This is a genomic window from bacterium, from assembly GCA_036504735.1.
Lineage (GTDB): Bacteria > Electryoneota > RPQS01 > RPQS01 > RPQS01 > DASXUQ01.
Genome location: DASXUQ010000010.1, coordinates 406,857 through 433,385, shown reverse-complemented (window position 1 = coordinate 433,385; position 26,529 = coordinate 406,857). Strand labels below are relative to the sequence as shown.

General features: G+C 58.4%; 21 protein-coding genes. 6 read left to right on the top strand and 15 right to left on the bottom strand.

What is annotated here, in order from left to right; genetic code table 11:
- Positions 1–753 precede the first annotated feature (753 nt).
- A complete protein-coding gene (locus tag VGL38_11090; protein ID HEY3295975.1) occupies positions 754–1,587 on the bottom strand; it encodes an inositol monophosphatase family protein in 834 nt (277 codons plus the stop codon).
- A gap of 106 nt (positions 1,588–1,693) precedes the next feature.
- Positions 1,694–2,488: a hypothetical protein gene (locus VGL38_11085; protein ID HEY3295974.1), complete on the bottom strand. Its 795-nt coding sequence runs from the start codon at positions 2,486–2,488 to the stop codon at positions 1,694–1,696.
- 736 nt (positions 2,489–3,224) lie between these two features.
- On the opposite strand from VGL38_11085, the gene VGL38_11080 reads away from it, so the two are divergent.
- The gene (locus VGL38_11080) at positions 3,225–3,866 is read left to right on the top strand and encodes an isoprenylcysteine carboxylmethyltransferase family protein (GenBank protein ID HEY3295973.1); all 642 of its coding nucleotides are present in this window, start codon (positions 3,225–3,227) and stop codon (positions 3,864–3,866) included.
- A gap of 47 nt (positions 3,867–3,913) precedes the next feature.
- On the top strand, positions 3,914–5,287 hold the full coding sequence (locus tag VGL38_11075) for an MmgE/PrpD family protein (protein ID HEY3295972.1): 1,374 nt from the start codon (positions 3,914–3,916) through the stop codon (positions 5,285–5,287).
- Between the two features lie 99 nt (positions 5,288–5,386).
- On the opposite strand, the gene VGL38_11070 is transcribed toward VGL38_11075, so the two are convergent.
- Positions 5,387–8,506: a hypothetical protein gene (locus tag VGL38_11070; GenBank protein HEY3295971.1), complete on the bottom strand. Its 3,120-nt coding sequence runs from the start codon at positions 8,504–8,506 to the stop codon at positions 5,387–5,389.
- 350 nt (positions 8,507–8,856) lie between these two features.
- Between VGL38_11070 and VGL38_11065 the strand changes: the two genes are divergently transcribed.
- Together VGL38_11065 and VGL38_11060 are read left to right on the top strand one after the other, a co-directional pair.
- The gene (locus VGL38_11065) at positions 8,857–9,639 is read left to right on the top strand and encodes a hypothetical protein (GenBank protein ID HEY3295970.1); all 783 of its coding nucleotides are present in this window, start codon (positions 8,857–8,859) and stop codon (positions 9,637–9,639) included.
- A 24-nt stretch (positions 9,640–9,663) separates the two neighbouring features.
- Positions 9,664–12,627 (top strand): T9SS type A sorting domain-containing protein, encoded by a 2,964-nt coding sequence (locus VGL38_11060; GenBank protein HEY3295969.1) that lies wholly within the window; start codon positions 9,664–9,666, stop codon positions 12,625–12,627.
- Between the two features lie 82 nt (positions 12,628–12,709).
- Here VGL38_11060 and mutM read toward each other — a convergent pair whose 3' ends face one another.
- Positions 12,710–13,528 carry a bifunctional DNA-formamidopyrimidine glycosylase/DNA-(apurinic or apyrimidinic site) lyase gene (gene mutM, locus VGL38_11055; protein HEY3295968.1) on the bottom strand — a complete coding sequence of 273 codons (819 nt, stop codon included), beginning with the start codon at positions 13,526–13,528 and terminating at the stop codon, positions 12,710–12,712.
- Positions 13,512–14,813: a cyanophycin synthetase gene (locus tag VGL38_11050; protein HEY3295967.1), complete on the bottom strand. Its 1,302-nt coding sequence runs from the start codon at positions 14,811–14,813 to the stop codon at positions 13,512–13,514. The genes mutM and VGL38_11050 overlap by 17 nt, the downstream gene beginning before the upstream one ends.
- 588 nt (positions 14,814–15,401) lie before the next feature.
- Here VGL38_11050 and VGL38_11045 point away from each other — a divergent pair.
- Positions 15,402–15,659 (top strand): hypothetical protein, encoded by a 258-nt coding sequence (locus VGL38_11045; GenBank protein ID HEY3295966.1) that lies wholly within the window; start codon positions 15,402–15,404, stop codon positions 15,657–15,659.
- Positions 15,660–15,737: 78 nt separating this feature from the next.
- On the opposite strand, the gene VGL38_11040 is transcribed toward VGL38_11045, so the two are convergent.
- From VGL38_11040 to VGL38_11025, 4 genes are all read right to left on the bottom strand, one after another.
- On the bottom strand, positions 15,738–16,025 hold the full coding sequence (locus tag VGL38_11040; GenBank protein HEY3295965.1) for a helix-turn-helix transcriptional regulator: 288 nt from the start codon (positions 16,023–16,025) through the stop codon (positions 15,738–15,740).
- Positions 16,026–16,276: 251 nt separating this feature from the next.
- Positions 16,277–17,170 (bottom strand): DUF58 domain-containing protein, encoded by an 894-nt coding sequence (locus VGL38_11035; protein ID HEY3295964.1) that lies wholly within the window; start codon positions 17,168–17,170, stop codon positions 16,277–16,279.
- 312 nt (positions 17,171–17,482) lie between these two features.
- Complete coding sequence (locus VGL38_11030; protein HEY3295963.1) at positions 17,483–18,328, bottom strand: ATP-binding protein; 846 nt, start codon at positions 18,326–18,328, stop codon at positions 17,483–17,485.
- A gap of 7 nt (positions 18,329–18,335) precedes the next feature.
- Positions 18,336–19,322 carry a MoxR family ATPase gene (locus VGL38_11025; protein HEY3295962.1) on the bottom strand — a complete coding sequence of 329 codons (987 nt, stop codon included), beginning with the start codon at positions 19,320–19,322 and terminating at the stop codon, positions 18,336–18,338.
- Between the two features lie 85 nt (positions 19,323–19,407).
- On the opposite strand from VGL38_11025, the gene rlmN reads away from it, so the two are divergent.
- Positions 19,408–20,478 (top strand): 23S rRNA (adenine(2503)-C(2))-methyltransferase RlmN, encoded by a 1,071-nt coding sequence (gene rlmN / locus VGL38_11020; GenBank protein ID HEY3295961.1) that lies wholly within the window; start codon positions 19,408–19,410, stop codon positions 20,476–20,478.
- Positions 20,479–20,550: 72 nt separating this feature from the next.
- On the opposite strand, the gene meaB is transcribed toward rlmN, so the two are convergent.
- Genes meaB through VGL38_10990 form a run of 6 tightly spaced genes read right to left on the bottom strand, consistent with a single transcriptional unit; the run spans position 20,551 to position 26,510 of the window.
- Positions 20,551–21,474, bottom strand: a complete 924-nt coding sequence (gene meaB / locus VGL38_11015; GenBank protein ID HEY3295960.1) for a methylmalonyl Co-A mutase-associated GTPase MeaB — start codon at positions 21,472–21,474, stop codon at positions 20,551–20,553.
- Positions 21,471–21,848, bottom strand: a complete 378-nt coding sequence (locus VGL38_11010; protein HEY3295959.1) for a hypothetical protein — start codon at positions 21,846–21,848, stop codon at positions 21,471–21,473. Before VGL38_11010 ends, meaB begins: the two co-directional genes overlap by 4 nt.
- A gap of 2 nt (positions 21,849–21,850) precedes the next feature.
- Entirely contained in the window at positions 21,851–22,921 is a 1,071-nt protein-coding gene (locus tag VGL38_11005; GenBank protein HEY3295958.1) for a mannose-1-phosphate guanylyltransferase, read from the bottom strand.
- Positions 22,922–22,933: 12 nt separating this feature from the next.
- Positions 22,934–24,595, bottom strand: coding sequence for an Ig-like domain-containing protein (locus VGL38_11000; protein ID HEY3295957.1), 1,662 nt, complete (start codon positions 24,593–24,595; stop codon positions 22,934–22,936).
- A 15-nt stretch (positions 24,596–24,610) separates the two neighbouring features.
- The gene (locus tag VGL38_10995; protein ID HEY3295956.1) at positions 24,611–25,912 is read right to left on the bottom strand and encodes a UDP-glucose/GDP-mannose dehydrogenase family protein; all 1,302 of its coding nucleotides are present in this window, start codon (positions 25,910–25,912) and stop codon (positions 24,611–24,613) included.
- A 55-nt stretch (positions 25,913–25,967) separates the two neighbouring features.
- Positions 25,968–26,510, bottom strand: coding sequence for an SIS domain-containing protein (locus VGL38_10990; GenBank protein ID HEY3295955.1), 543 nt, complete (start codon positions 26,508–26,510; stop codon positions 25,968–25,970).
- Between the last annotated feature and the right edge of the window lie 19 nt (positions 26,511–26,529).

The window sequence follows — 26,529 nt, the reverse complement described above, 5'->3', positions numbered from 1 at the left end:
GCGGTCAAGGTCACTTTGCACTCATTCTGACATTGCCCCGCTAAACAATCACCGCTCTTGCAACTGCCAATCAGGGTCCCCGTATTGGTCTCATAAACTTCGGCACAGGCGGCGCAGTCCCAACAGTTGCCCGCAGTGCAGGCCGTCCACGTATCGAAGTAGTAGATCCCCGTCGATTCGACAACAAACCTCGAGGCCGAGCAATTCATGACGCTGCCGGGCGGGCATTGCGTTTGTGTTGCATCACACCCTGTGTCGGTAACAATGACGACGGGCAAAGCCCACCCGAGCCCCGGCAGCATTACCGCCAATGCTAACGCAAGTAAGAGCACCTTCATCCGCACCTCCAACTTTGGTCAGTGAATATCTTCGATCCAAACCGACATTGAACCAGCCGCTGTCTTTTCCTTGTGCAAAATCGTCCGCGAATGAACATCGGTTGGTCACTGCGTCATTATAATGCTTAGTATAGCAGGAATCAATAGGTGTCGGCACAGAGCACCTGTATTTGCCACGTAGAAATTGACACATCAATTTATGCACTGCTTGTCGCAAATGGCGTTCGCACGGGTGAATTGCAAAGCGCCGGACACCAAATGGGATGTGTTGCGTCGAAATGGGGAGTGCGCGGATGCGTCTCGCCCGATCATGCCTCTGCCGAGACAGGTGAGCTAATCAGGCAGGCCGATTTGCCCGGACAATCAAAGGGCCGGCTCATCAGAGCCGGCCCTTTCTATTTTCTGCACATTCAGCTTAATCCCGCGACTTCTGAATCAACCTCAAAAGCTGCGCATGCACCTGTGGTGTAGCCCCCAGAATGTCCCCGCTTTGCAGGAAACCGCGTTTGCCTTCAAAATCGGAACAGATCCCGCCGGCCTCTTCGACAATCAAAGCCCCAGCAGCCACGTCCCATGGCGACAGCCGGTGTTCCCAGAAGCCGTCAAAAATCGCCTGCGCGGTCCAGCACAAATCCAGAGCCGCACTTCCCGCGCGGCGGATACCCCGCACCTCCGGAAAGATCGCCGCAAACTCCTTCAGATAACTTGCCAGTTCATCCACATAACGGCGCGGGAAGCCGGTAGCAACAACCAAATCCCCTAAATCCGTCTTCGGTGAGCCCTTTAGCGGCAAATCACCGTGGTAGCTGCCCTTTCCCTTGGAGCCATAGAATAAGTCCCCTGTGACCGGATTGTACACCACGCCGCAACGCAACTTCGCATCTGTGCGGTCTGCGGTCTGTGCCATGCCGATGCTCACGGCAAACACCGGAAACTGCTGCACAAAATTGGTGGTCCCATCCAGCGGATCCACGTACCAGACCGGCCCATTCCCATCCTGTCCGTGACCTTCTTCCGAGACGATTGCCGCCTCGGGCATCTCCCGCTTCAGAAAGTCCGTAATTACCTCTTCTGATGCCACGTCCGCTGCGGTAACAAGATCCCCCTTGCCCTTCTCATGGATCTGCTTTGTCTGAAGCTGCTGCCAGAAACTTAGCAATACATCGCCACCCAGGCGCGCCGCCTCCAGTGCAATGTCTACTTCCGGCGACAACGATTTGGCGCGGGAGAAAATATCGGATGTCGGCATAAGGTCTAACCCGGTTTGGTGACAGGCCACAAAAGCAAACGAGACCGTAAGGTCTCGAATGCCGTTCAGGGAGAGTGAGCCAAGATACGAAGAATGCCAAAGCCAATCAAGTTCTCGGGGCGGGCCGCGGACAGGACAGGTGAAGCTTGCGCAGGTCCGAGGACATGCTGCATTGCGCCGTCCAGTTTTCCTCGCGCAGCCGCTGAAGGTAAGACTCCAAAGGTCCCGCCACGTCCATCGGATTCTGCTGCATGATCAGATGCCCGATCACGTTCACCATCACCACCGCCTCATTGGCGGACGTGGCAAACTCCATTTCCGAAATGCCCTTGCTGAAGTCGTGCAAGCTAAGGGAACTGATCACAAACTCATCCATCGCCGCGGCCACGTGCCCATACACATACTTGATAACGGGCAGATCCGGCGCCAGAGACACCTGCTTCTTGACCTTATGCTTGAAGGCCAGATTGGATTCGAGGAACCGCAATTCATTCTGCAGCAGGTCATTTACCGAGTAATACTCGGCTGCCGTGCAACTTCCCCGGTTGATCCGCTGCACCAGCACCTGCAGCAGGTCGGCCAGATGCTTGGCATTCCGGGCCAGAATATCCACATTGGTCCGGTTCCGGTCGAACTGTTTGGCCAATTCCGCCCGTTCCGCTTCGGCCAGGCTCTCAAGCTGCGCCACCAGTTCCTCGATGGTAGAGGCGCGTTTCTCCAGAAGCTGTGTGGCCCCTAACACTCCGGAAAGCGGTGTGGCCAGGTTGTGGATGATTCCGGGCAACAGAGAGCCCAAAAAGGCAAGATCAAGGGCTTGAAATTCCTGTGGAAGCATCCGCCCTTCGGAAGGGCTCGCGGTGGGTTCAGATGAACCGGGATTATGAAGGCTACGTTCACTCATGCTGACTCTTTGTACTCATCAACTGGCAAATGGGTTCGACTAACTGGACGCTTGGTCTTGATTTTTCAAGAGATTCTGAGTAAGTTCTCGGATGCCGGGGGCGAAGTCAGCGTGAGGGTATTCACTACAGCCCTTGGGATGGCCTTCCGACTCACCTAAAGCAAAATCGAGACCTGTTTCGCCGCCTGACCCCACATCTTGGGAGCCGTTGCCGCCAAGCCACATCTGCTGGCGTCATCTGCTAAGTCAGAATCCTCAGACTACGTGGTAGGACATGGCATTTGGGATGCCCCAAGCCCTTCGCACACAGACGGCGAACCGAAGAGCCTGCCCCTGCTGTGAAAACAGCCGCCATTGTAGCAGGGAGCACAACCAAAGGCCATCCGCCAACCGTCGCACGATCATCGTACCGAAGTTCGCGTGTCAGCAATAGTGGATACCGTTTGCAGCTTCTGCATAATGCCACGCCGTCTATCCCTGATGTCGCGATCTTCACGCAGCAAATATTTTCACCCGGTCCCGCTTTGCAGCGCGTCGGGGAAAGGAACTCCCTTTCCCACATATCCCCTTTGTAACGCATGTCGTGCTGATGCGACGCATCGTGGAATTGTGCATGCTCCATGTGGAATCCGGGCGACGCTGCCTATAGCAGCGCCGGCGACGATACATTGTGATACAGTCACGGACCGCTCCGCAACGCGTGTCCGCCATAGTAACCTCACCAAGAGATGATAGCGTGAAGACTCTCTTCAACGCGAGCAACCGTCGGGCTATCGGCTACTGGCTTCATCGCCACCGCAAGTGGGGACTTGTGCCACTGCTCGGTATCGGACTGTTCATGCCCATTCACGAATGGCCTGTGCGCAGCGGCAACTTCATGATGATCGCCGGCGCGATGGGCATTCTCTTCGGCACACTCCTGCGCATCGTCTGCTACCGCTTCACGGGATCGCACAATCCACTGGATGTCTATGATCCCAGCGCCATGAAGACCGAAGGCCCTTACGCCGTGACGCGCAATCCGGTCTATCTGGCAGAAGGCGCCATTGCGCTGGGCATTGCCATGATGTCGCGCATGCCGTGGTTTGTGCTGGTCACGCTGGTTTGTGGGGGGATTGTGACCGCGCTGGTCATTGAGTGGGAAGAACTCGCGCTGCACGAACGCTATGGCGAGGCGTATGCCGACTACTGCCGCACCGTGCCACGCTGGTTTTCCTTCGGACGGATGGTGCAACCCGACAGCTTTACCAAAACCCGTGGACGGGTAAGACTGCTTGCCGCTATCCGTGCCGAAAGCGCAATGCTGCTCATCGGCCTCTTGGCAATTCTGGCTTTTCTGGCAAAGGCAAATTTCGAAATATTCCATTCAGGATACTGAACCGCAAGCGCCGCCGGTGGCTTGCGACGGACGTAAGGAGAACGAACTTGGCAACTGTAGCTGAACAGATGGCCGCCTTCACGGAGAAGGTGCGCTACGAAGACCTTTCGACGGAAGCCGTACACCATGTCAAGCGATTCCTCTGGGACTCGCTGGGATGTGCCTACGGCGGACTGAATACCCGCGATGCCTCGATGATGCGGGACTTCATGCGGGACCTCGGCGGCCCCGGCGATTCCAGCATTATCGGCACGGGCGAACGTGCCCCAGCCGTGCACACCAGCCTGGTCAACGGGCTGCTCATCCGCGCACTGGACTACAATGACATCTATTGGAATCAGGATCCCTGCCACCCCTCGGATCTCATTCCTGCCGCTCTAAGCACCGGCGAAGCCCGTGGTAAATCGGGCAAAGATCTGATCCTCGGTATCGCTCTGGCCTATGAATTTGAAATGCGCATCTGTCAGGCGGGCCTGCCCGGCATCCGCGAGCGCAAGTGGCACCATGCCGCGCTGACCGCGTTTGTCTCACCGCTGGTCGCCGGCAAGATGCTGGGACTGGATGCGGCTAAGCTGACCCACGCTATGGGTATCTCCGGTTCACATTCCATGACACTGGGCTGCGTGACCGCAGGCAAGCTTACCATGATGAAGAATACCGTCGATCCCATGGCCACCCAGAGTGGCGTCGTCGCGGCGCTGCTGGCGGAAAAGGGCTACCAAGGCCCGGCCCACGTGATTGATGGCAAGGAAGGCTTGACCGAATGTCTCGGTCCCGACTGGGATCTGGGCCGGCTGACCGATGGTCTGGGACAGAGCTGGCAGGTCATCCAGTGCGGCATGAAGGCTTTCCCCACCGAGGCCCTTACTCACGCGCCGATCTCCGGCGTGCTGGACCTTGTGCTGGAAAACAAGCTGAAGGCCGAAGAAATCGAGTTGGTGGAGATCGACACGCTGGCGAAGGCGGCGGACATTCTCTCCGATCCATCCAAGTACAATCCCACCACCCGCGAAACCGCCGACCATTCCCTGCCCTACTGCCTCGCGGCGGCCATGGTGCTGCATCGCGTAACCCCGGACATCTTTGAGGAAGAGTATCTGTTCAATCCGCAGATCCGCGAAACGCTGCCCAAAATCAAGGTCCGTGCCGAACCGGCCTTCGAGAAGCTATTCCCCAAGATTCAGCCGTGCAACGTCCGCATCGCTATGAAAGATGGCCGCAAGTTCTCCAAGCATCTGGACTGGCCTAAGGGGGATCCACGCTCCCCGATGAGCGAGCAGGAACTCGATGTTAAGGTGAAGAGCCTCGCCGCCGGCAAACTTTCCGATGGCGCATTAAGCAGACTGCGCGAAATGATCTTCCATCTGGAAACCGTACCCAATATCGGTGACCTGATGAAAGCCACCAGGATCGACATGTAGGCAGACGCTATCTGATCAAACGCAAGAGCCGCTCCCGATGGGGCGGCTCTTTTGCTGGCTGCGCGGGAAAACGGATTCTCCCGCTGAACTTTTCAAGGTTTACAGAGCGAACACCGACGACGCCGGAGCGGACAGCCGCACCGAAGGCCCCCACCACTCGAAGGCTGTGTGACGGGTCAGCAGCATCACTTGACGGCGTGAACTGAGACGCACGAGGGCGATGCGCACCTGGGTCAAGTGCCGTTCATCCAGTCGCGACAATGCTTCATCCCACACCACCGGACCGGCCTCCAGATCCTGCAGATACTCCAGCACTGCCACGCGAATGGCCAGATAAATCAGATCACACGTGCCTTCGGAAAGGTTACGCATGGGTCGAAGTGTGCCGTCTGCGGTCTTGGCGAACCATTGCCCATCCGAGAACGCAACGCCCTGCAACCGGTCTTCGGTAAACTCCCGCACCTGCCTATTGATCGTCTCGGCAAGGTCATGCGCCACCGACTCGGCAATGCCGTCCAGCCGCTTCTGCACATCTCCGATCCGCGCGCGCACACCGCCCAATTCGCGTTCCACTGCATCGAAACGCTCTCTGACATCCGCCTCCGCTTCACGCAGTTCGTCCGCTGGCCTTGCCGCCGCAAAAGCCGCGGCCTTGGAATCGAGATCCAATTCCGCCGCGTCGGACTGCAGCCGCCGCATCTCCTCTTCGGCGGCAACCGAATCCCTGCGCAACCGCTGCAACTGCCCGGCATACTTGGACGCATAGTCCGATGCCGTGCCTTGCAGCAAATACAGCGGATCCACATCGAGCAGCCGGTGCTTGACCTGCGCCAGTTCTTCCGAAAGCAACGCTTCCCGCGCCCGCAGCTCATCGTGAGTCTGCCGTGCGGACAGGGCATCACGGGTCTCCCGCAACCGGGCCCGCAAGGTTTCCCGCTCGCGCCACTCGACGCGCAAGCCTTCGATGTCCGCATTCTTCAGCAGTCCGCCGACCTCCTTGTCGAGGCCGATCAGATCCTCGCGGATATCCGTCAGTTCACTGTCCAGCCCCAGCGCGCGCTCCGCGGCATTCAGAGCATCTTCCAGTGCGCCACGGCGGCTGAGCAGATCATTGTGTTGCAGCAGATAGGACTGATTGCGGTGCTCGATCTCGGCGGCAAGCTGCGACTGCTCCTCATGCAGCCTTGCGATGGTGTCTTCGAGATTCCGGATCTGCTCGGCGTGAGTACCGCCCTCCGCAAACCGGTTCCACTCCGAATTCAAATCCGCTGCCTGAGCTTCCAGCGCGACAAATTCCCCATGCAGTTCCTGCAACAATGGCAAGGGCATGTGAATCAGCGATTCCGGCAGCAGGGCCGTCAGCGCCGGATCGGGTTCTTCCGGCACCGCTTGCACCGGTTCGGCGGTGCGGATGGCAGCTAACTCCGTCTCGACGTCTTTCAATTCCCGGATCAGACTCTTGTACTCTTCCATCCTGGCCAGGGCCTCTTCGAGAATCGGAATATGCGTCACCGGTTTCAGCGCCCGCTCGAGGCGCGACATGCTTTCCCGCACCGTGTCATAGCGGCGCTGGGTCATCGCCTCGGCAGACATAGCCGACTCGATCTCCGACTCGATGCGGCGATAGGAATACTGGAAGGCCAGCAGAGTAATCAAACTGGCGGCCAGACCGGCAAACAGGCCCACGTCCCAGGAGAGTGCGGCGGTGCCCAAGGCAAATCCCGCAGCCCCCGCCGCGATGCTCCAGCCGACGCCGCGCGCCTGTCGCTTCATGCCGCGAAGCTGAGCCGCGCGGGATTTCAATCCTTCCAAATCCGAAGAAAGTGTCCCGAAGGCGTGCCGCTGGTCGAACAACTCCCGCAGCATTTCCGAAGCGGACGGAGTCAGCAACTCAAATCCCTGGAACCGCTCCCGCAGCTTGGTTTGAATTGTTGCCGCCCGGGCTTCATAGGGCTCAGGGTGTCGTGCCGAGGCTGGCTCAGTGGGAGCACTTTCCGGCCGCGCCACCGCGGTCTGCAGGAAAAATTCCTCAAGGGATTTGCGCGCATCAGATTCGAGATCCAGAAACGGCTGATATTTGCGGTGCATGTGCTGTTCCAGTTCGTCCCGCTGCCGGACCAAATCAATCCGGCCCCGCAGCAGTTCCGTAATCTGCAAGTTGGCCGTCTCAATTTCCCGCCCCATCCGGTCACGGCGCACCACCAGGTCCTCCACCTCCGGCGCCGACAGTTGGTCCAGCGTGCCCTCGAGTTCGGTAAGCTCGCTCTTCAGCCGCTCCGTGTTACTCCGTGCATCTGCCGTTCTGTCCCGCAAATCCTTTTCGCGCGTCAGCAGCGATTCGTAATCCTCGAGTAAAGAAGGAAAGTCTTCGGGCATTCCACGAAACCGCAGCTCCAGTTCATCCAGCCGCTCCTGCAACTCCGCATGTTGTTCACGCAGGCGCTGCACCGTCTTGCTTTCCTGGCGGATTTCCGAGATCCAAAGGTCCAGTCGCGTGGCGCGTTCCGCCAGCCCGCAAGCCTTGGCCAGTTCGTCCGCCTCGGCGCTCAGAATGTCTCGCTGCGACGCGGCATCGTGAATCCGAATCCGCAGATCTTCGTGCCGCGCCCGTGCCGCCTCCAGATCCCGCGCCAACAGTTCGACCCGTTCACGTTCTGCCGTAGTCGCTTGCCACTGCTCGCGTACGCGGCCCAACCGTCCCCCTTCACCATCTTCGCCTGCCAGATCCCGTTCAATACCCAGCCAGCGCTCCAAATCCCCCTTCAGAGGAGCACGCCGCATCTGCACCGCCGCGCGCTCAATACTGCCGGGACCTTCGACAATCACGTGCCCCGAGCGGACCCGGTGAACGGCGGTGAACAATTCGTTCCACTCAAAATCAGCCGGTGGGTTCTCGCCATCCGACAGCCCCGGACTGTGGCTCCCCCATTCAATAGCACGCGCGCCGTCCGCCAATGTGAACGTAAGATGACCTTGCCAATGCTGATGTTCGAAGTCCAATTCAATGCGCTCGACACCCGCCGAAGAGATAGCCTCTGCCAGTTCCACCCGAACGCTTTCCGGTGCGAAACATGCCTCCAGTGCCAGAGTGAGCAGCGACTTCCCCGAACCATTCGGCCCGGAGACCACAACCAGCCCGGGAGATCCGGGAGTAGCGGTTTCGGGCATCTGCACGGTGTAACCGGGTTCGCCAATCAGAGCAATTCGTGAAATAATCAATGCTTTGCCTTATATATGCGTCGTCACGTGGAAATACCGAATGATCTGGCCAAAATGGGTCACCGTGTCTGAGGATTTCAAGGAATGAGCTGGCATTCAATATACGAATGAGCCAAGGCGAATTCAAGTACGGCGAAGCGTTTAAAAAAATACCTGAGGCCATCTTCAGGTATTTGACCCGGGTCACCAGATTTGTGCAAGATTTTTAGGAACAACCGCCTATAGGATGCTCCCCGGAATTTGGTCGAATCCGATCTTCCATCACCTCCGTTTAGACTCGCACTTAACCGTAGATTTTCTTACCTTAATCAAATCCCTTTTTGCGGAAAGTTCAGCTCCGGAGTTCTGCCGTGTCCTTACACCGCGCTTTCCTCTCATTTTCCCTGATTCTGTTCCTGACCCTGGTCTCCGCGTCCCACGCCGAAGACTTCATCCGTCTGAAGAACGGACAGACCATCACGTGCGCCATCCTCCGTCAGGATACCATAGCGATTTTCACCACCCGTTGGGATTTGAGGACGATGGACCAGCCACCGCTTCAGGTTTACACGCGTGACGAGGTCGAGAGCATCTGGTTCGCCGAGCCCAAAGTCGCCTTGACGCGGGTGCCCTATGTGCCGCGCCCGTCGCAGCTCGAAGGCGGCGGCAGTCTTTCCTTTCAGACATGGGCGGAAACGGATCAGCAGCGGCGTTACCTCGGTGTGGTCTCCTTTTTCGGCGGTCTCACGATTACGCCGATGTTCGGCATGGAAGTCGAAGGCAATGTGACTCTCCCGTTCGGCGACCGAAAGGATCCCGTGTGGAAGCAGTACAAGACCGGCTATCAGGTGCTGATGAACGGCGTGTTGCATCCCGTAGTCTGGAAGGGCATGGTGCCGTTTGCCGTACTCGGTGGCGGTGCCGCGCTGGGCGTGCCGCTCGAGAATGTGCTGTTAAGCTCTTCCAATGATATTCGCACCGTTGTCGATCTCGGGCTCGGCGTCAAATGGGGCAGCAATGGCCTCGGCTACGCCGTCGAATGGCGTCACCACTTCTACACATGGACTCCCGATGCCGTCATCAATGGCATTCGCGTCAAAGCGCACGAGGCTGACGCCTCCGTGGTGCGCGCATCCCTTTTCTTCTACCGTTAATCAACCACACCGGGGCAGACTACCATGAAACGGAGAATCCTGACGGGTCATTTCAGCAGCAAAGCGTTGTTCGTCACTATCGCCATGCTTCTGCTGTCCACCTCTTTGGCGTGGGCTGTGCAGTGGCCGGCGGAGCGCGATGTTCAGGACCTGACACGCACACCGCAGTCCGGCCAGCTCAACCAGACTCCATTTGCTAACTGGTCTGTCTTCTGGAGCACGGGGCTGAATATGCCTGCGCTGGCCTATGGCCCGCCGGCCAATCTCACCTCTCAGAATCCTGCGTCTGTGCTGCGGCTTGTTACCGCTGCCGCCGAAACAGATGCTCACTTCGATCTCATTCGCACAAAGACAACCGGACGCCTGACCCGCCACTACTTCCGCGAAATGCGGGACGGTTTGCCGGTGCTGGCGGGTCGCGCGGATCTGGTGATCAACGCGCGCGGCCAGCTCATGCGCTGGAGTTTGCGCGCTCATGACCGCTGGCCATCCAAGGGACGCCATGACCTGAGCCTGCCTACCGCTGCATCCGCTCTGTCCGCCACGCGACCTTCCGCCGACTGGCAACTGGATGCATCGCGAAGCTTCGCCGCGTGGTTCCCCGATTACGATACCCATACTCTGCGCCCGGCTTACTGGGTGCATATTCAGGGCGCACGCCCGGATGAACGCTGGGAAGGCGTCGTCGATGCCACCTCCGGTGAGATCATTATGGACTGGCCGGGAATCCAGACCGACGTGCTGTCCGGCACCATGAGCGGCGCGTACTGGCAGCCCTACATCCAGAGCGACGTCCAGACCGGCCCCTTTCCCTACGAAAACATTTATGTCAATGCCGACAGCGTCTACTCCAGTTCCACAGGAACCTTCAGTATCGAAGCCGGCAATGCCGCGCAGCTCTCTACCGGACTGAACGGACGGTATGTCTATGTGATGAATGACGCGGGCGAAGCAGGCCATCTGAGTCAAAATCTGACCGCGCCCTATTCTCCCCTTGCCTGGACGTGGGGCGAGAATGACGCCACACATGCCGAATTGAACCTCTATCATCATGTCAATTTCGTGCATGACTGGTACAAGGTTCTCGATCCCGGCTTTTCGGATCTCGATTATCCCGTGCCGACCATCGCCAATTATGGCATCAACTATGACAACGCCTTCTGGGGCGGCAATGGCATGGCCTTCGGCACAGGCTCGATGTACTTGAACTTCGCCATGTTCAGCGACGTCATCTACCATGAATTCTCCCACGGTGTGACCGGCAGCATTTACGACGGCGTGGATTTCCCCTATGCAGGCCAGACCGGCGCCATGAATGAAGGATGGTCCGACTACATCGGCTGCACCATCAACGGCGATCCCTATATGGGCGACTGGATCGGCGGATCCTTTGCCAGCTACTTCCGCAATCTGCTCAGCACCATGGTTTTCCCGCGTGACTGGCAGGGCGAAGTGCACGCCGACAGCCCGTTCATTTCAGCATCACTCTGGAGTATCCGCGAGCAACTGGGGACACAAATCGGCGACAGTCTCGCTCACTTTGCCCGCTACGGTTTGGCGACGACGTTTGTGGACTACATGATTGCCGTGCTGGAGACGGACGACAACGACGGCGATCTGTCCAACGGGACGCCGCACAGCCGGGTGATTTACGACGCCTTCAACGCCCACGGTATCGGTTCAGGAGATGATCCCGTTCTGGCCATCCATGATCTCGCCTATTACGCCAACGGTCAGGGCGGTAGCCATGGCGATGGAGACCGTTTCTTCGAGCAGGGTGAAACCATTGAGTTGGTGTTCAATGTTTCCAATGACGCCATCCTGTATCCGCCGCCGGCGACGGGAGTCCAGATCGTCGTCCACACCACCGATCAATCCCTGTCGATGGACAACGCCACGCAGACGATTGACACGCTGGCCGCCAGCCATGGACATGCCGTAGCGCCCATTCACCTGGCCCTCACCGCCGACGGCCCAAACCGCTGGGTGGTGATACAGATCGACGTGAGCGCCAACGGCGGCACCGCCACCCTGCATCAGGAATTCGAATTTCAGGTAGGAACGCCCCGCGTGTTGATCGTGCAGAATGATCAGTCTTCCGACGTGGAAAGTTTTGTTCGCGCCGCCATGCGGGATCACCAGAACATCTATGATTCCGTGTCGGTCGCCGCGGGCCAGTCCATTCAGGCAAGTATTCTGCCCCAGCCCGGAATGGTGATCTGGCTTTCGGGCAATGCCAGCGGCAACATTCTGACCCCCACGGATCAGACAATCCTGCAATCGTATCTGGCCGCCGGAAACCGCGTAGTGCTCTCCGGCCAGAACATCGTGGATTCTCTGGGCGCAACGGACTTCATGGAAAATGTGCTTCACGTGCAGATCAATGACCCCAGCATGCGTACGCTGGCGGCCACGGGCACACAGGCACCGTTTTCCCATGGCGAGTGGTTCCTGCTGAGCGGCGGTTACGGCGCAAACAACCAGACTGAGCAGACGTCCTTCACAGTGCCCGACAGCGCTCGCATCGTCACCAGTTACGGTCGGACGGCGGGCGGCCAGACCGCCGGTGTGTCCTTTGCAGAGGGCAAAGGCCTGTTGTTCGGCTTTGGAATCGAAGCCGTTTCCGGTATGGCCGCAGGATCCACAGATCTGCCGGGGTTGCTGGACAATCTGCAGGCCTGGGCAGTTGATGTTCTGCCCGCAGAACCGGCGGTTCATCGCATGGCCCTGCCCACGGTCTGGTCCATCGGCCCGGCCTACCCCAATCCCTTCAACGGAACGGCAAACATCTCCTATTCCATCCCGTCCCCTATGGGCGGCGATCTGCGGATCTTCGATCTGATGGGCCGCGAAGTGGAGCACCGCCACCTTGGGGTCGGCACAGGCACCGTTGCGTGGCAGCCGCACACGGCCACAGGCATTTACTTTGCCCAAGTAGCCTGGAGTGGTGGCCAAACCAAACCGGTCAAGCTGATGTACCTCAAGTAGCCGGCAGTACACGATCGAAAATCAAAAGGCGGGGCCATCTGGTCCCGCCTTTTCTCATATCCTTTTTCTATCACGCACCACTCTACTTCTGGCACCCCTTGCAGAAGTACGTGGCCCGCTGCGCCTGCACCATCCGCTCGACAGGCTTACCGCAATGCAAACACGGCTCACCTTCCCGCCCATAGACGCTGAATTCCTTCTGATAGGATCCCGCACGGCCTTCCGGGTCGGCAAAATTCCTGAGCGTGCTTCCCCCCTTCTCGATAGCCCGCAGCAGCACCTTTCGCACCGCCGCCGTCAGACGCTTCAGTTCCGCGCGGGTCAGTTCGTTGGCCGGCCTGCGGGGATCGATCTTCGCGACCCACAGTGCCTCCGACGCATAGATGTTGCCGACTCCCGCAAACAGGGATTGATTCAACAACAATGGTTTGATGGCCATGCTGCGGCGCTGCAGCTTCTCCAGCATCACGCCAATGTCTTCCTGCTCTTCGAGCGGCTCCTTGCCCAATCCTTCCAGCGCAGGAATGGCCGTTCCCGCAGGATAGAAGCGGATCGTTCCCAGGGTCCGCGGATCATGCAGTACCAGCTTCTCACGTCCGTCATCAAGCACAAACAGCGCGCGCTCATGCTGCCCGCCGTCAAGCGTGGCTGACCGCACGTACAGCTTGCCCGTCATCCGCAGATGCACCAGCAGAGTCCCGTTGTCCAGTTCAATCAGGATGTACTTGCCCCGGCGGCGAACATCCTTAACGGAGTGCCCCTTCACCGCCCGCAGAATCTCCCGTGCCGTTTGCGGTTGCAGTTGGCGCGGAATCGTAAAGGTCGCATCCCGAATCGTCCTCCCCACCAGCCGCGGCCGGATGAGCCGCACCACGGTTTCAACTTCAGGCAATTCCGGCACGTTGTCTCCAGCGCAAATAGTCTCCCGCCAAATAAAAGGAACCCGCCACCAGCCCAAGATCATGGCCGCCTTTGCCGTGCAGCTCTTCAAAGGCCCTATCCAGCGATTCGGGGCACCGCACGTTAAAGCCCAGCGAATTGGCAATCTCCCGCAACGTCTCCAGCTTGGCCGAACGTGGATTCGGCAGCGCCACCACCAGCAGTTCGTCCACAAGGCCTTTTAAGCACGCCAGCGACGTCTTTGCGTCCTTGTCCTTCATCATGCCCACAACCGCCAGAATCCGCCGCCCGGCGTACCTTTCACGCAGTGTGGCCGCCAGTGCCGCAAAGGACACAGGATTGTGCGCCACGTCCACCATTACATCCGGCGATCCGGCCAGCAATTGCTGCCGCCCGGGAATCTTACACTGCCTCAGCTGTACACGCGCGACTTGTGGATCAAGATCCGGCACCAGCAGCCGCGCTGCGCGCAGCGCAATCGCCGCGTTGTCGCGCTGATGCACTCCCGGCATGGATAGCCTTAGAGTGCCGATAATCTCATGGTTGTCCCAATAGCGGAACTGCTCATCCTCCACCGCCTCCCAGCCATAATCCGCGCCGAAATAGTGTGCTTTGGCCTGCTCCTCGACAATCCGCCGCCGGTAGACCTGCAGCGCTTCTTCCGGCTGCCGGCCCACGACAACCCGCACCGCATGCTTGATGATCCCGCTCTTGTCCGTGGCGATCTCCGTCAGCGTGTTCCCCAGAATCTCCGTGTGGTCGTAGTCCACCAGTGTCAGCACCGCCAGAGTATTCTCCAGCACGTTGGTCGCATCCCACTTTCCGCCCAGACCGGCTTCTACCACGTGCACATCACTTTTCAATTCTCTTGCCGCCCATAAATAGAAGATCAGCACGCTCTCGAAGTAGGTCAGCTTGATCGCAGGTTCCTCACCCAACCGGTCATGGATCTCTGCGAATCCTTTTTGCCAGACGGCGTCATCAAGCAGTTTCCCATTGAGCCGCACCCGCTCTTTGACGGACATCAGGTGCGGGCTGGTAAAAGACAGCACACGGTGCCCCTCAGACAGTAAACATTCGAGAAAGGATACCGTCGACCCCTTCCCCTTGGTTCCGGCAATGTGGATGCACTGCGGCAGCCTGAGGGGCAGTTTCAGCCGCTCTATGGCCGCAAGAGTCGGAGCGAGCTTGGGGCGATCGCGTGCCCCGCCCAGCGGAAAAGCCTGCTCATAGTTGACCAGCGAGTCAAGATAGTGTTCAACGGAAGAAAAGTCTGGGAAGTGCACAGGCGTTGCGGGTTTTGGATACAGATGCTTGGCTAAAGATAAGCTTACTCTGCGAAACCAGCAAGCGGTATGCAGTGTTCAAGTAATAGCAGGCAGGGTCAGGAGCGCATGAAGCGCGATCAAACGCTAATTGACCGCGCGGAGCAAGGCAGGAAGCACGCCTTGAGTGACTCGTAAGGAATGCTGGGTCACCTTCATTTAAGAGAGGCTTATGAGAGGTAAGGAGGCGTGCCGCTTTTCCTCGCTGACCCTCCCGTCCGAGAGTGATTGAAGAACTTCAAAACGTTACGCCATAACATGTTGAAGCCGTGAGCGGCGGGCTGATTATTTGAATTATTTTGGCTTTGCGCCAAAACCTGATTAAGAAAAGGCATGTGATTTTGATCTGTCCATTGAGCAAAATCGGGTTCGTAATGCTTCATAACCCTGCCGCCGGTGAGGTGTAGATTCCAAAACATTTCGCTTGCGCAGCCGATCTATGATGAGTATATTTACTACGGTTCTTGTGACGCACCCTGTGGTTCGAAAGAGCCGCAAACTGCTGGTTCAAATACACCAACAGCAAGTTGAGAACATAAGGAGTACAGCATGTCCAGTTTTGAAGAGACTATGGAAAACAGCCGGATCTTCTTGACCTATAGCCTGGCCATGACCATGCTGGGAAAATCCGCGCAGATTCTGGCCGAGCGTGGGGCAGACGCCAAAGCCATGAGTTTCATTACCACCGGCATTGAACTGCTGGCCAAGCAACTCCGTGATTACGCCGATTCCAAGGATATGGAAGAGGGCGCCGAGCATGAACTCGAGAAGCTCTGCAAGCAATTCGATATCAAGCGTGCCGACTAATTAAACACACGAGATACGTCTTCAAAATCTTGACATAGCTTTGTTCTTAGTGCCGGAGCCGCATGCGGCTCCGGTTTTCTATTGCTGACTCGCGACCTGCTGCAGCAGACTGTCTGTCTCAGACGGACTTTTCAGCTTGCGCAGTTTCTTCTCGAGCAGTCCCAGAACCTTCTGCGCAACCTTGTTCGGCGTGGTGCGGCCATTCTCCCACCGGTTCACGGTGGCGAAGGTGACGCCGATTTCGTGAGCAAAGCTCTCTTGAGTCATGTTCAGCTCCTGACGCAAGCGGCGAATGCGCTCATTGTCAAATTCGGCGCGGCCCAGTTGCGTGCGGCGAACGTACGTTCGAGTTAACGAGGAAGCCATCGGATATTCCTGTCGGTTGAGGTTTGTCGACCGTTATATTGCGTGTTATAGCCTTAAGCAAGCGACATGCCACAATAATCACCGAATGCACCTATCCGAAACGACCCTCGACAGCCACCCTAAATAATTGTAATAGAAATGTTTGCCAAATTGACCTCATCCCTTCCGGCTTGTGAACGTTCACCTTCAGAGAAAAAAAATTCCCTGCCGATAGGCAGGGGATTCCGCAAAATTCAATGGGGGGTCAACTTTCAGCGCAACCGCTTGCGCTTGGTCAGGTATTGAATCAAGGCTTCTGCGTACGACGTTTCGGTGTTCAGCAGCACGTAGTCGATGCTGTCTTCCCGGCAGCCCCGGCGCAGACTCTCAATGAATTCCTGAATCTGCTCGCGGTACGCTTTCCGCAAATGCCACGGCTGGGTGGGCATCTCCTCTTCCGTTTCCAGATCGCGGAACCGCACATCGCCCGAATAGGCGAAGTCAATTTCCCGCGGGTCCAGAATGTGGAACACCAGCACTTCATGGCCCTCATGGCGGAAATGCTTCAGTCCGGACAACATACGGGCGGGATCGTCCAGCAGATCGGAGAGTACAATTACCAGGCCGCGCCGGGAAATGCGGTCCGCCACCGAGTGCAGGTTCTTGCCGATATCCGTCTTGGCGGAAGGCTGCGTCTTCTCCAATTGTGTCAGTAGCACATTCAAATAGGTGTGCACCGAGCGCGGCGGATGATAGGAACGCAGCTCCGTGTCATACGTCGCCAGTCCCACCGCGTCGCGCTGCTGAATCATCAGATAGGATAGCGCCGCCGCCAGATAGGATGCATACTGAAACTTCGTGACCCCCGTCGTGCCGAAGTTCATCGAGTTGGAGACGTCGAGCAGCAGATACGATTTGAGATTGGTCTCTTCCTCATACTGCTTGACATAATAGCGGTCCGTCTTGGCAAACACTTTCCAGTCAAGATTGCGCAGCGAATCCCCGGGCATGTAGGGACGATGCTCGGCAAACTCCACCGAGAAGCCGTGATACGGCGACTTGTGAAGCCCGACCATAAACCCTTCCACAACCAGTCTCGCCCGAAGCTGCATATTCTTCAGGCGGGAAACGAATTCGGGTTTTAGTAAGTCGGTGGTAGTGCTCACGAGCGATTGACTCCATCAGCGTTCTGTCGAGAAACCGCTTCACGAACCTTCTGCCAACTCAGATCAAACGAAGGTGGGACGTTAGAGAAATGCAAATGAGACGGTACCTCCTCAAGAGGATATTCGCGTATTATCGGCGAAACTGACTGCGAAAGAAATGATGGCGAGATGCTTCTAATCCCGTCAAAATCCAAGCTTATGAGCTCGAATCGCCATTTATCGCCGTAGGACTCGCGCACCTTGACGCCCAAGTCGTAGGTGACCGCAGCGTCACTCCCGATAATATCTCGAATATTCACCTTCATCGCTGTCCTAAAGAGAAGGCCAACCGGCCATGATCAACGTTCCTGGAAACCTAGTGTTGACTGAGACTGATTCGCCACGTGGCGAAAGGTCGGCGTGAATCGCGTGTCCCGAATAAACCTGCAAGGCGCCGTTCACGCGCACAGTCGCATCTCGAACATATGGCAAACCTGACCCGAAATGGGTCTTCTTGTCCCCGCTGACACCTTCAATGAACGCAGCGTCCAGCAATTCGACATCGTTCATTGCACGGTAGGCATCGTCCGAATTGCGCAGGTGAACAGGAATTGAAACGCCCAAGTCACATATGCTGAAACGAAGCACACGCTCCTCACCATCATATTTGGCTGCGATCCAGCCACCCTCGTTCGAACCGCTGTGTGCAGATACGTTATCCATCAGTTCGGCCAATGTCGATTCCAAGTTCTCAATCAGATTTGGCACGCCCTGAAAGAACCGTGCAAACGTCTCGACAAATCTGGTGATCACTTCTGGGTTCGCGCCCCCGAAGTGCGCTTTCAGTTGTGGGGACTCATCCGAAGATTGCGGCAACACCTGCTTCACGTGCATGGGCCACACGTACAAACCGGCCTCGAACACTTGTTCACGTCCCACAAGCGACTTGGGGGCCGTGAATCCGACAACAGCCACATTACGCGAACGCAAAAAGTCGGCGATGCAGTTGATCACGGCGACGAACACCGGGTTGACGCCATCAACACCTTGGGCATCCACATGCACTGAACGACACCCTGTATCAACTGCGCTGCCAAGCGATCCGATACGGGCCGCAGTCCTCAGAAGCGAATGATGGTCAATGATCGATTCAAGTGTGAGTGTGTGCTTTTCCAACACTCAGCCTCTACTTGCCATCCAGCAATCTTGTCACCAGTTCCTGCACCTTTACTCCGTCGGCTTCGGCATTGAAGCTCATGACCAGGCGATGGCGCAGCACGGGCAGAGCCACCGCGCGTACATCATCGATTTCCGGTGTGGGGCGGCCATCCAGCGCGGCGCGGGTCTTGGCGCCTAAGATCAGGTATTGCGAAGCGCGCGGGCCACAGCCCCAGCTCACATAATCCTTAATAAACTGCGGAGCATCGGTCGCGGCAGGACGGGTGCGCTGCACCAGCTTCACCGCGTATTCCACCACATTATCCGACACCGGCACGCGGCGCACCAATGACTGCAAATCCTGAATCTGCTGGCCATTCAGCACGCGCTTCACATCCGACAACGCCGCCGAGGTCGTAGTCTTCACTATCGCCACTTCCTCCGCCATTGTCGGATAGTCCACCCACAGGTTGAACATAAAGCGGTCGAGCTGCGCTTCCGGCAGCGGATAGGTGCCTTCCTGCTCAATCGGATTCTGCGTCGCCAGCACAAAGAACGGCTCTTCGAGGCGGTAGGTTTCGCCAGCGGCCGTCACTTCATGCTCCTGCATCGCCTGCAGCAGCGCGGCTTGCGTCTTCGGCGGTGTACGGTTCACTTCATCCGCCAGCACGATATTCGCGAACACCGGCCCCTTGATGAACTTGAACGTGCGATGGCCCGTACTGCGATCTTCTTCCGCGATCTCCATGCCCGTAATATCCGACGGCATCAGATCCGGCGTAAATTGAATGCGGCTGAACTTCAGATCCAGCACCTGCGCCAGTGTAGAGATCAACAGCGTCTTGGCCAGGCCGGGCACGCCGACCAGCAGACAGTGGCCGCGCGCCAAAAGAGAGATCAGCAGTTCCGCGATCACCTGATCCTGACCGACGATCACTTTGCCGATTTCGCGCTTCAGGGCATCGCGGGAGTCACGTAGTGATTTCAATGCATCCAGATCACTGACTGGCGCCATAATATCTCCTTAGACAAGCGGTTTGCGGAATAGAAGGGTCTTTAGTATATTCCCAGACGCCTTTCGTGGCAAGCAAACACTCACCATGACCCGCACTAAAATATCACTTATCGGTTTAACTCGTAGCGAACTGGAAAGTTTCGCGGCAGAGCTGGGCGAACCGTCCTACCGGGGAAAGCAGCTCTATCGCTGGCTGTACCACCGCCGCGCCCGCTCGTTCGAGGACATGAGCGATCTGCCTGCTATGTTTCGCCAAAAACTGGCCGAATCTGCCGAGGCAGGCGAACTGACCGAAGTCCTCCGCACTCTGCCTTCCGCAGACAAAGCCGTCAAATTTCTCTTCGGCCTGAGCGACAGTCTGCGCGTCGAGTCCGTCTACCTGCCCGAAAGCCCCGGCGAAACGGTCTGCATCTCCACGCAGGTCGGCTGTGCCCTTGGCTGCACCTTCTGCGCCACGGGCAAGATGGGTTTCTTCCGGAATCTGACGCCCGGAGAAATTGTGCTGCAGGTGCTGGAAATCGAACGGCTGATCGGCACCCGCGTCACCAACATCGTCTTCATGGGCATGGGCGAGCCGCTCAACAACTATGAGAATGTGAAGACCGCGCTGGCCATTCTCACCGATCCGGAAGGCGTAGGCATTACTCCATCGAAGATCACCGTCTCGACCGTCGGCATCGTACCGATGATCGAACGCTGGATGAAAGACCTGCCGCCGGCCAAACTTGCCATCTCGCTGCATGCCACCACCGACGAGCGCCGCAGCGCCATTATGCCGGTCAATCGCGCTTTTCCGCTGGATATGCTCTTCAAAACTCTGCGCCGCTTTGCGCACGTCACGCAGCACCGGCTGACCTTCGAATACATCATGATCGCGGGCTACAATGACCGTCGCGAAGATGCCGAAAATCTTCACTACCTGCTGCGCAACATTCCCGCTAAGGTCAATCTGATTCGTCTCCACCCCACCGGCGGAGATCTGCCGCCCAGTTCCGATCAGGCCATCGACCGCTTCATGGGCTGGCTGGTTGAAGAAGGCATCCACTGCACGCTGCGCGAGAGTCGCGGTGTCGAAAAGAGCGCCGCCTGCGGTATGCTCTATACCGAAGAACCCTTCCACCCCACCAAAGCACGGGCCTGGGAGCAGCAGGCGTGACACCTGCACCCGGGTCGCCTTCGGCGTGCTGTCGTTGCGAGGTAAGAACCCAGAGTGGCCGCCACCGCCGATTCAACGCGCTCCCTTGAGCAACTCCAAGCTGATTTCATACGGCGATCTGTCCAAACGGATCGCCGTTTCTAATTTCTCCAGCCGTGCTTCCGTCCAGAATTCCTGAACCAGCTTCTGCTCGACAAACCGCTCAATCCGCAGCCGTACGCGGTCCGTGCGCCGCTTATCGAACAACCCCGATGATTTCAAGAATTCCAAATGTTGCGTGATCGCCGCGTGAAACTCATCCATGCCCTTGTCATGCAGCGCCACCACAGGCACAATTGGTGGCGTCCACTCGCCCCAGTGTTTGAGATGAATCGCCGCGCGCAGATCCGCCGCAAAGCGGTCTGAGCCCTCGCGGTCCGACTTGTTGATCGCAAACACGTCCGCGATCTCCATCAGCCCCGCCTTCATCCCCTGAATCGCGTCGCCCGACTCCGGCACCAGCACCACCACCGTGCAGTCGGCATACTGCACCACTTCCAACTCCGACTGCCCCACGCCCACGGTCTCAAAAAGAATAACATCGAACCCTGCCGCGTCCATCACGTCGGCCATGTCCCCCGCCGCTTCGGCAAGCCCGCCCAAATCTCCCCGCGTCGCCAGCGAGCGCACAAACACTCCCGGGTCCATCGCCACCGATCCCATCCGCACACGGTCGCCCAAGAGCGCGCCGCCAGAAAACGGACTCGTCGGATCCACCGCCAGAATGCCCACCTTCATATCGAGCTTCCGCAGCGCCCGTGTGTACGCGGCCACCAGCGTGCTCTTTCCCGCTCCCGGAGGTCCGGTCAATCCAATCCTCACCGCGCGCCCGATTTTGTCGGACAGCCGCCGCAGTATCTCGCTGGCTTCGTCGCGGCGATTCTCCACACGCGTCAGCACGCGCGAAAGCGCCACTCGCGATCCGCCCAGCATCTCCTCTACGCGCTGATCCTTCACGGCGCCGCATCTCCGCGATCCGTTTCCGGAGGGGCTGCGGGCGCATCGCTCGGCGCATCCGGTGGCGATTCGGCAGGCTCGGTATCGGCCTTCACCTCTTCATCACTTGCCACAGGCTCCTGCGGCGGTAGAAACTTCTCGATGAACGCTCGAACCTCAGGCAGCAGAAAAATGGTGTCGAGGCTTTCGGTCGCCAGCACGCGCCCCAGAACGTCCGCGCGCTCTTCCTGACTCATGCGCCGGTTCAAAATCACCAGCCGCTCTTCGGCAAAGACACACGAGCCCCCGCGAAAGTTGCCTTCCTCGGTGCGTACGCGGTAGCCGGTTTTGCGTACGGCGTCCGCCAAATGCTGGACAAGTTTTTCAGGTTTCATGTCTACAGATACCGCTCGAGTCCCTGTTTTTCCAGCTTCTCCACAATTGCCCGCACCTGCTGCGAACTCTCTCGCGGACAGATCAGCAGCGCGTCTCCCGCGTCCACAACCACCAGATCATGCACGCCCACCAGCGCAATCAATTTCTTCTGCGAGAGCACCAGATTATCCTTCGAATCCACCGATTGAACATTTCCCCGGCACGCGTTTCCGCCCTCGTCTTTGGAGAGCAGCCGCCACACTTCATCCCAACTGCCGACGTCACTCCACCCGAACGTGCCTTTGATCACCGCCACGCTGGGAGCGCGTTCCATCACGCCGTAGTCGATGGAAATCCCTTTCAGCGCGCCGAACACCTGCTTGGCTACGGCATTTTCCTGATCGCTTCCCATCGCCGCCGCGATTTCCTGCAAGCCGCTGTACCATTGGGGCAGATACTCGGAAATCTGCTGCATGATCACGTCCGCGCGCCAGATGAAAATGCCGCTGTTCCACAGGAACTCGCCGCTCTCCAGAAACAGTTTCGCCGTCGCCGCATTGGGCTTTTCGGCAAACGTCTTCACGCGGTACGTCAGCGGGGCCAATTCCACACCCGCGGTATCCATCTGGATATATCCGTAGCCCGTTTCGGGCCGCGTAGGCTTGATGCCGATGGTGGCCAGCACGTCCGAGTCTTTCACCAGATCCACTGCTGTGCGCAGGCACTGGCGAAAATCTTCGACGTGGTCGATCCGGTGATCCGCAGGCAGCACGATCATCACCGCATCGGGATCTTCCCGCAGCAATCTCACGGCGGACAGGCCAATGGCCGGCGCGGTGTTGCGGCCCATCGGCTCGATGATGAACTGCGCCTCGGCAATGGACGGCACCGTCTCGCGGATCATCGCCATCTGCTCGTGATTGGTCACGATCCAGCGCTGCGACGGCGGAACCATCGGCTCCACGCGGGCAATGGTCTGCTCGATCAAAGTGCCTTCACCCAGCAAATCGAGAAGTTGCTTGGGCTTCTGACGGCGGCTCAGCGGCCAGAACCGCGCGCCGATTCCGCCCGCCATAATGACGGAGTGGAGCATGAACACTCGCTCCTAACGGTTATCTTGCCAATTAATTTGCGTTTCATATTCCCAGCGGGCGCGGATCGTCACCGTGTCCGGGGATGTCAGAAACGGCTCGGAGAAATTGAAAGGCCACATGCGGCCATAGGAATACGTGCTGTCGCGATTCGCGTCGCGCGTCACTTCGATCAGGTACTTGCCGACAGGCAGCAACTCCAGCGAGAACGCTCCCGGCCCCGGAGCAACCGTCTTTGCCACCTCTGTTGTGCGGCCTTTAAAGCTCAACATCCGGTAAAGGTACGGCGCGCTCACCTTGGTCGCCAGTTCCCCTTTTATGCCGCCCATGCTGTCGGGAGAAAGCACGCCGAACTGCACATTTACCGTCGTGTCCAGCAAGGTATGACCGGCAAGATCTCGCACGGCCCTTCCGTCAAACCGAAGTTTCACGGGCTTTCCCGCAAGCAACGGCGTCGCCGGAACAACGTCCCACATATGCGGATTGCGAATTTGCAGCCGAACCACCACCGTGTCGGTGTCGGTGCCTGCCGTCATTCGGAAATTAATCGGTGCAAGGCTATCGAGCGTCACCGGCTTATCGAACATCAGGTGCATCGCGGAGGGGGGAATGCGCGTCATCATGCGCGCGGCAGGATCGGTCGTCATGTGCGGTCGCGCAGTGTCGGGAAGCGCCCGTGCGCTCACTGTGTCCGTCGCCGTAAATCGCAGTCCAAGATTGTCCATACCCGAAACGGTGACGGTCCACAATCCCGCCGTCAATGGGCGCTCGGGGAAAACCCGCCAGATTTCCGAACCCGCCGAATCGGGAAAGGCATCCAGTTGCCGGATCGAATCTCCCGTTCCGCTCACAAAGTGCCCTTGCAATACCGGCACCGCGCGGCTGGTGCGGACGTCCATTTCGTGTTCGTTGAACTCGCGCAGAGCGCGCAGCGTCGGCGCCGCGCTGTCCTGCATCATCAGCCGGAAAGACAGCCACGGAGTGAGGGAATCACCCACCGTAACATCCCACGGCGGAATACCTATCGGCTCCGCCGAAGGATTCCACAGCCCATCGAAGTTCCGGTCATTCACCGCGAATACCCGGTAGCGTCCTTCGCGCAAATATCCGAAATGAAATCTGGAATCGCTGCCCACCTGCAGCCGGTAATCGGCCTCATCGCTGATCGGGTTCGGCACCGTATCGCCGCGCAGGTGATACGCCCACACCGACACCGCCTGCGGAGCGGCCACGTCCGACACCCAGCCGTCAACCGAGCCGCGATCGATCCGCGATCCCGTGGAAAAGGCCACCGTGGTGGTTGTGCCCGCCGGATTGCCGCGCGTATCCTTGGCCTGGCTGCCCATGCTGATTACATACGTGCGGTTCTCCAGCAGCGAATCGAGATAAATGAGATCCAGCGTGTTGCCGTGCCAATGGTAACGCAGACGTTGACGCGGATCCGGCGACATATACAGCGCCGCCTCCACGGACTTGTGGTTAACGGGCTTGGAAAACACAAGCCGCGCAACCAGCTTGCGCGGAACATTGGTGGTGTCGGGCACCGGAAAGGAACTGACGACGCGTGGACCGGTCTTGTCTTCCGGTCCACCCGGCGGCGCGCCGATACGCGCGCAGGACAATGCCAGCAGCATCGTCAGCAACACCGCCGGAAGGATGATGGAAAGTGATTTCACGCGCCGGTCACCGGGCTACTTTCGTCCGATACAGTAATACTCGAAACCCATCTGCCGTATTTCGGCGGGCTCGAACAGATTGCGGCCGTCGAAGATCACCGGTGCCTTCAGCAACTCCTTGATCCGCGCAAAATCCGGATCGCGGAATTCCTGCCACTCCGTCATGATCAGCAGCGCGTCCGCGCCGTTCAGCAGGCTGTAACTGTCTTCGAACAGCTCAATGCGGTCGCCCATCACCCGGCGAGCCTCTTTCATGGCCGCCGGATCATAGCCGCGCACCTTCGCGCCACGTTTTGTCAGTTCGGCGGTCGTGTAGATCGAGGGCGCCTCGCGCATATCGTCCGTACGCGGCTTGAACGCCAGCCCCCACAGGGCAAACGTCTTGCCTTGCAGATTCTCGCCGAAATGGCCGACCAGTTTCTCGACCAGCCGCAGCCGTTGCAGGCTGTTGACCTCTTCGACCGCGTTCAAAATCCGCAGTGGCTTCTTCGCCGCATTCGCGATCTTGTTCAGCGCGGACACGTCCTTCGGAAAACAGGAACCGCCGTAGCCCACACCGGGAAACAGAAACTGCGAACCGATGCGCGTGTCCGATCCGATGCCGTAACGCACATTCGTGATGTCCGCTCCCACCGTCTCGCACAGGTTGGCCAGCTCGTTCATAAACGAAATCTTCGTGGCCAGCATCGCGTTGGCGGCGTACTTCGTCATTTCGGCGGAACGCACGTCCATCACGATCAGGCGGTGGCCCGTTCTCTGAAACGGCGCATACAAGTGCCGCATCATCGCTTCGGCGCGGTCGCCGCTCACGCCCACCACAATCCTGTCCGGTTTCATGAAGTCGTTGACCGCGTCACCTTCCTTCAGAAACTCGGGATTCGATACCACGTCGAAATCGTGTTTCGTCAGCGATGCGATCTTCTCCCGCACCAGATCACCCGTGCCGATAGGAACGGTCGACTTATTGACCACGATCTTGTAGCCGTTCAGATGCTTGCCGATGGACTCGGCAACCGTCAGCACATGGGACAGGTCCGCGGAGCCGTCTTCGTTCGGCGGCGTACCCACGGCAATCATCAGAATCTCCGCGGCGGGAATCACGGACGCAAGGTCCGTCGTGAACTTCAGTCGCTCCTTGGCGATGTTGCGCACGATGATTTCTTCCAGCCCCGGCTCATAAATCGGAATTGCGCCCTTCTTGAGGGCTTCGATCTTCTCCCGGTCAATGTCCACGCACACGACGTGGTGGCCGGTTTCAGCAAGACAAGCACCGGTGACTAATCCGACGTAGCCGGTGCCGATCACGACAAGTTTCATTGTAGGGACTCGCTAAGATGTACAGAGGATGCGGCCACGCGCCCGGACCAAACCATTAAGAGGCGTTCTGGGCAATAACGCTGCGCATGTGAAGGCTGATGATGTGATCGAGAACGAGATGCAGGTCTTCCACCGGGCCGTACTCCCGGCACGCCACCACGATGGGATAGTCCACCAGGGGAGCCAGTTTGCCGCCGCCGAAGCCGATCAGGCCCACCGTCACCGCACCCACCTCTTTGGCCGCCTTGGCCGCGGAGAGGATGTTGGGGGAGTTGCCCGAGGCGGTCAGCAGCACCACCACGTCGCCTGCGCGCGCATAGGTGCGGAGCGGCTCGGCAAACACTTCGTCGTAATGCACGTCGTTGGCGTAGGCGGTCAGCATGGGAATGTTGTCTCCCAGGCCGATCATACGCATGCGTTTCACACCCGGGGCATTCGTGCCCTTGGAGAAATCGCAAACCCAGTGGCTGGCCGTGGAAAAGGAGCCGCCGTTGCCGCAGATAAATACGGTGCGGTCTTCCCGGTAGGCGGTTTCGAAAAGTTGCAACACGCGCTCGACGGCGTCGAGCGGCAGTTCATCGAACATGCGGCGAAGCATGTCCAGATATCCGACAATA

Coding starts and splice junctions, on each gene's coding strand:
- VGL38_11005 (HEY3295958.1), bottom strand. CDS start 22,921: ATGCTCCACTCCGTCATTATGGCGGGCGGAATCGGCGCGCGGTTCTGG.
- VGL38_11085 (HEY3295974.1), bottom strand. CDS start 2,488: ATGAGTGAACGTAGCCTTCATAATCCCGGTTCATCTGAACCCACCGCG.
- VGL38_11025 (HEY3295962.1), bottom strand. CDS start 19,322: ATGGCGCCAGTCAGTGATCTGGATGCATTGAAATCACTACGTGACTCC.
- VGL38_11060 (HEY3295969.1), top strand. CDS start 9,664: ATGAAACGGAGAATCCTGACGGGTCATTTCAGCAGCAAAGCGTTGTTC.
- VGL38_11040 (HEY3295965.1), bottom strand. CDS start 16,025: ATGGCTTCCTCGTTAACTCGAACGTACGTTCGCCGCACGCAACTGGGC.
- VGL38_11090 (HEY3295975.1), bottom strand. CDS start 1,587: ATGCCGACATCCGATATTTTCTCCCGCGCCAAATCGTTGTCGCCGGAA.
- rlmN (HEY3295961.1), top strand. CDS start 19,408: ATGACCCGCACTAAAATATCACTTATCGGTTTAACTCGTAGCGAACTG.
- VGL38_10995 (HEY3295956.1), bottom strand. CDS start 25,912: ATGAAACTTGTCGTGATCGGCACCGGCTACGTCGGATTAGTCACCGGT.
- VGL38_10990 (HEY3295955.1), bottom strand. CDS start 26,510: ATGCTTCGCCGCATGTTCGATGAACTGCCGCTCGACGCCGTCGAGCGC.
- VGL38_11045 (HEY3295966.1), top strand. CDS start 15,402: ATGTCCAGTTTTGAAGAGACTATGGAAAACAGCCGGATCTTCTTGACC.
- VGL38_11010 (HEY3295959.1), bottom strand. CDS start 21,848: ATGAAACCTGAAAAACTTGTCCAGCATTTGGCGGACGCCGTACGCAAA.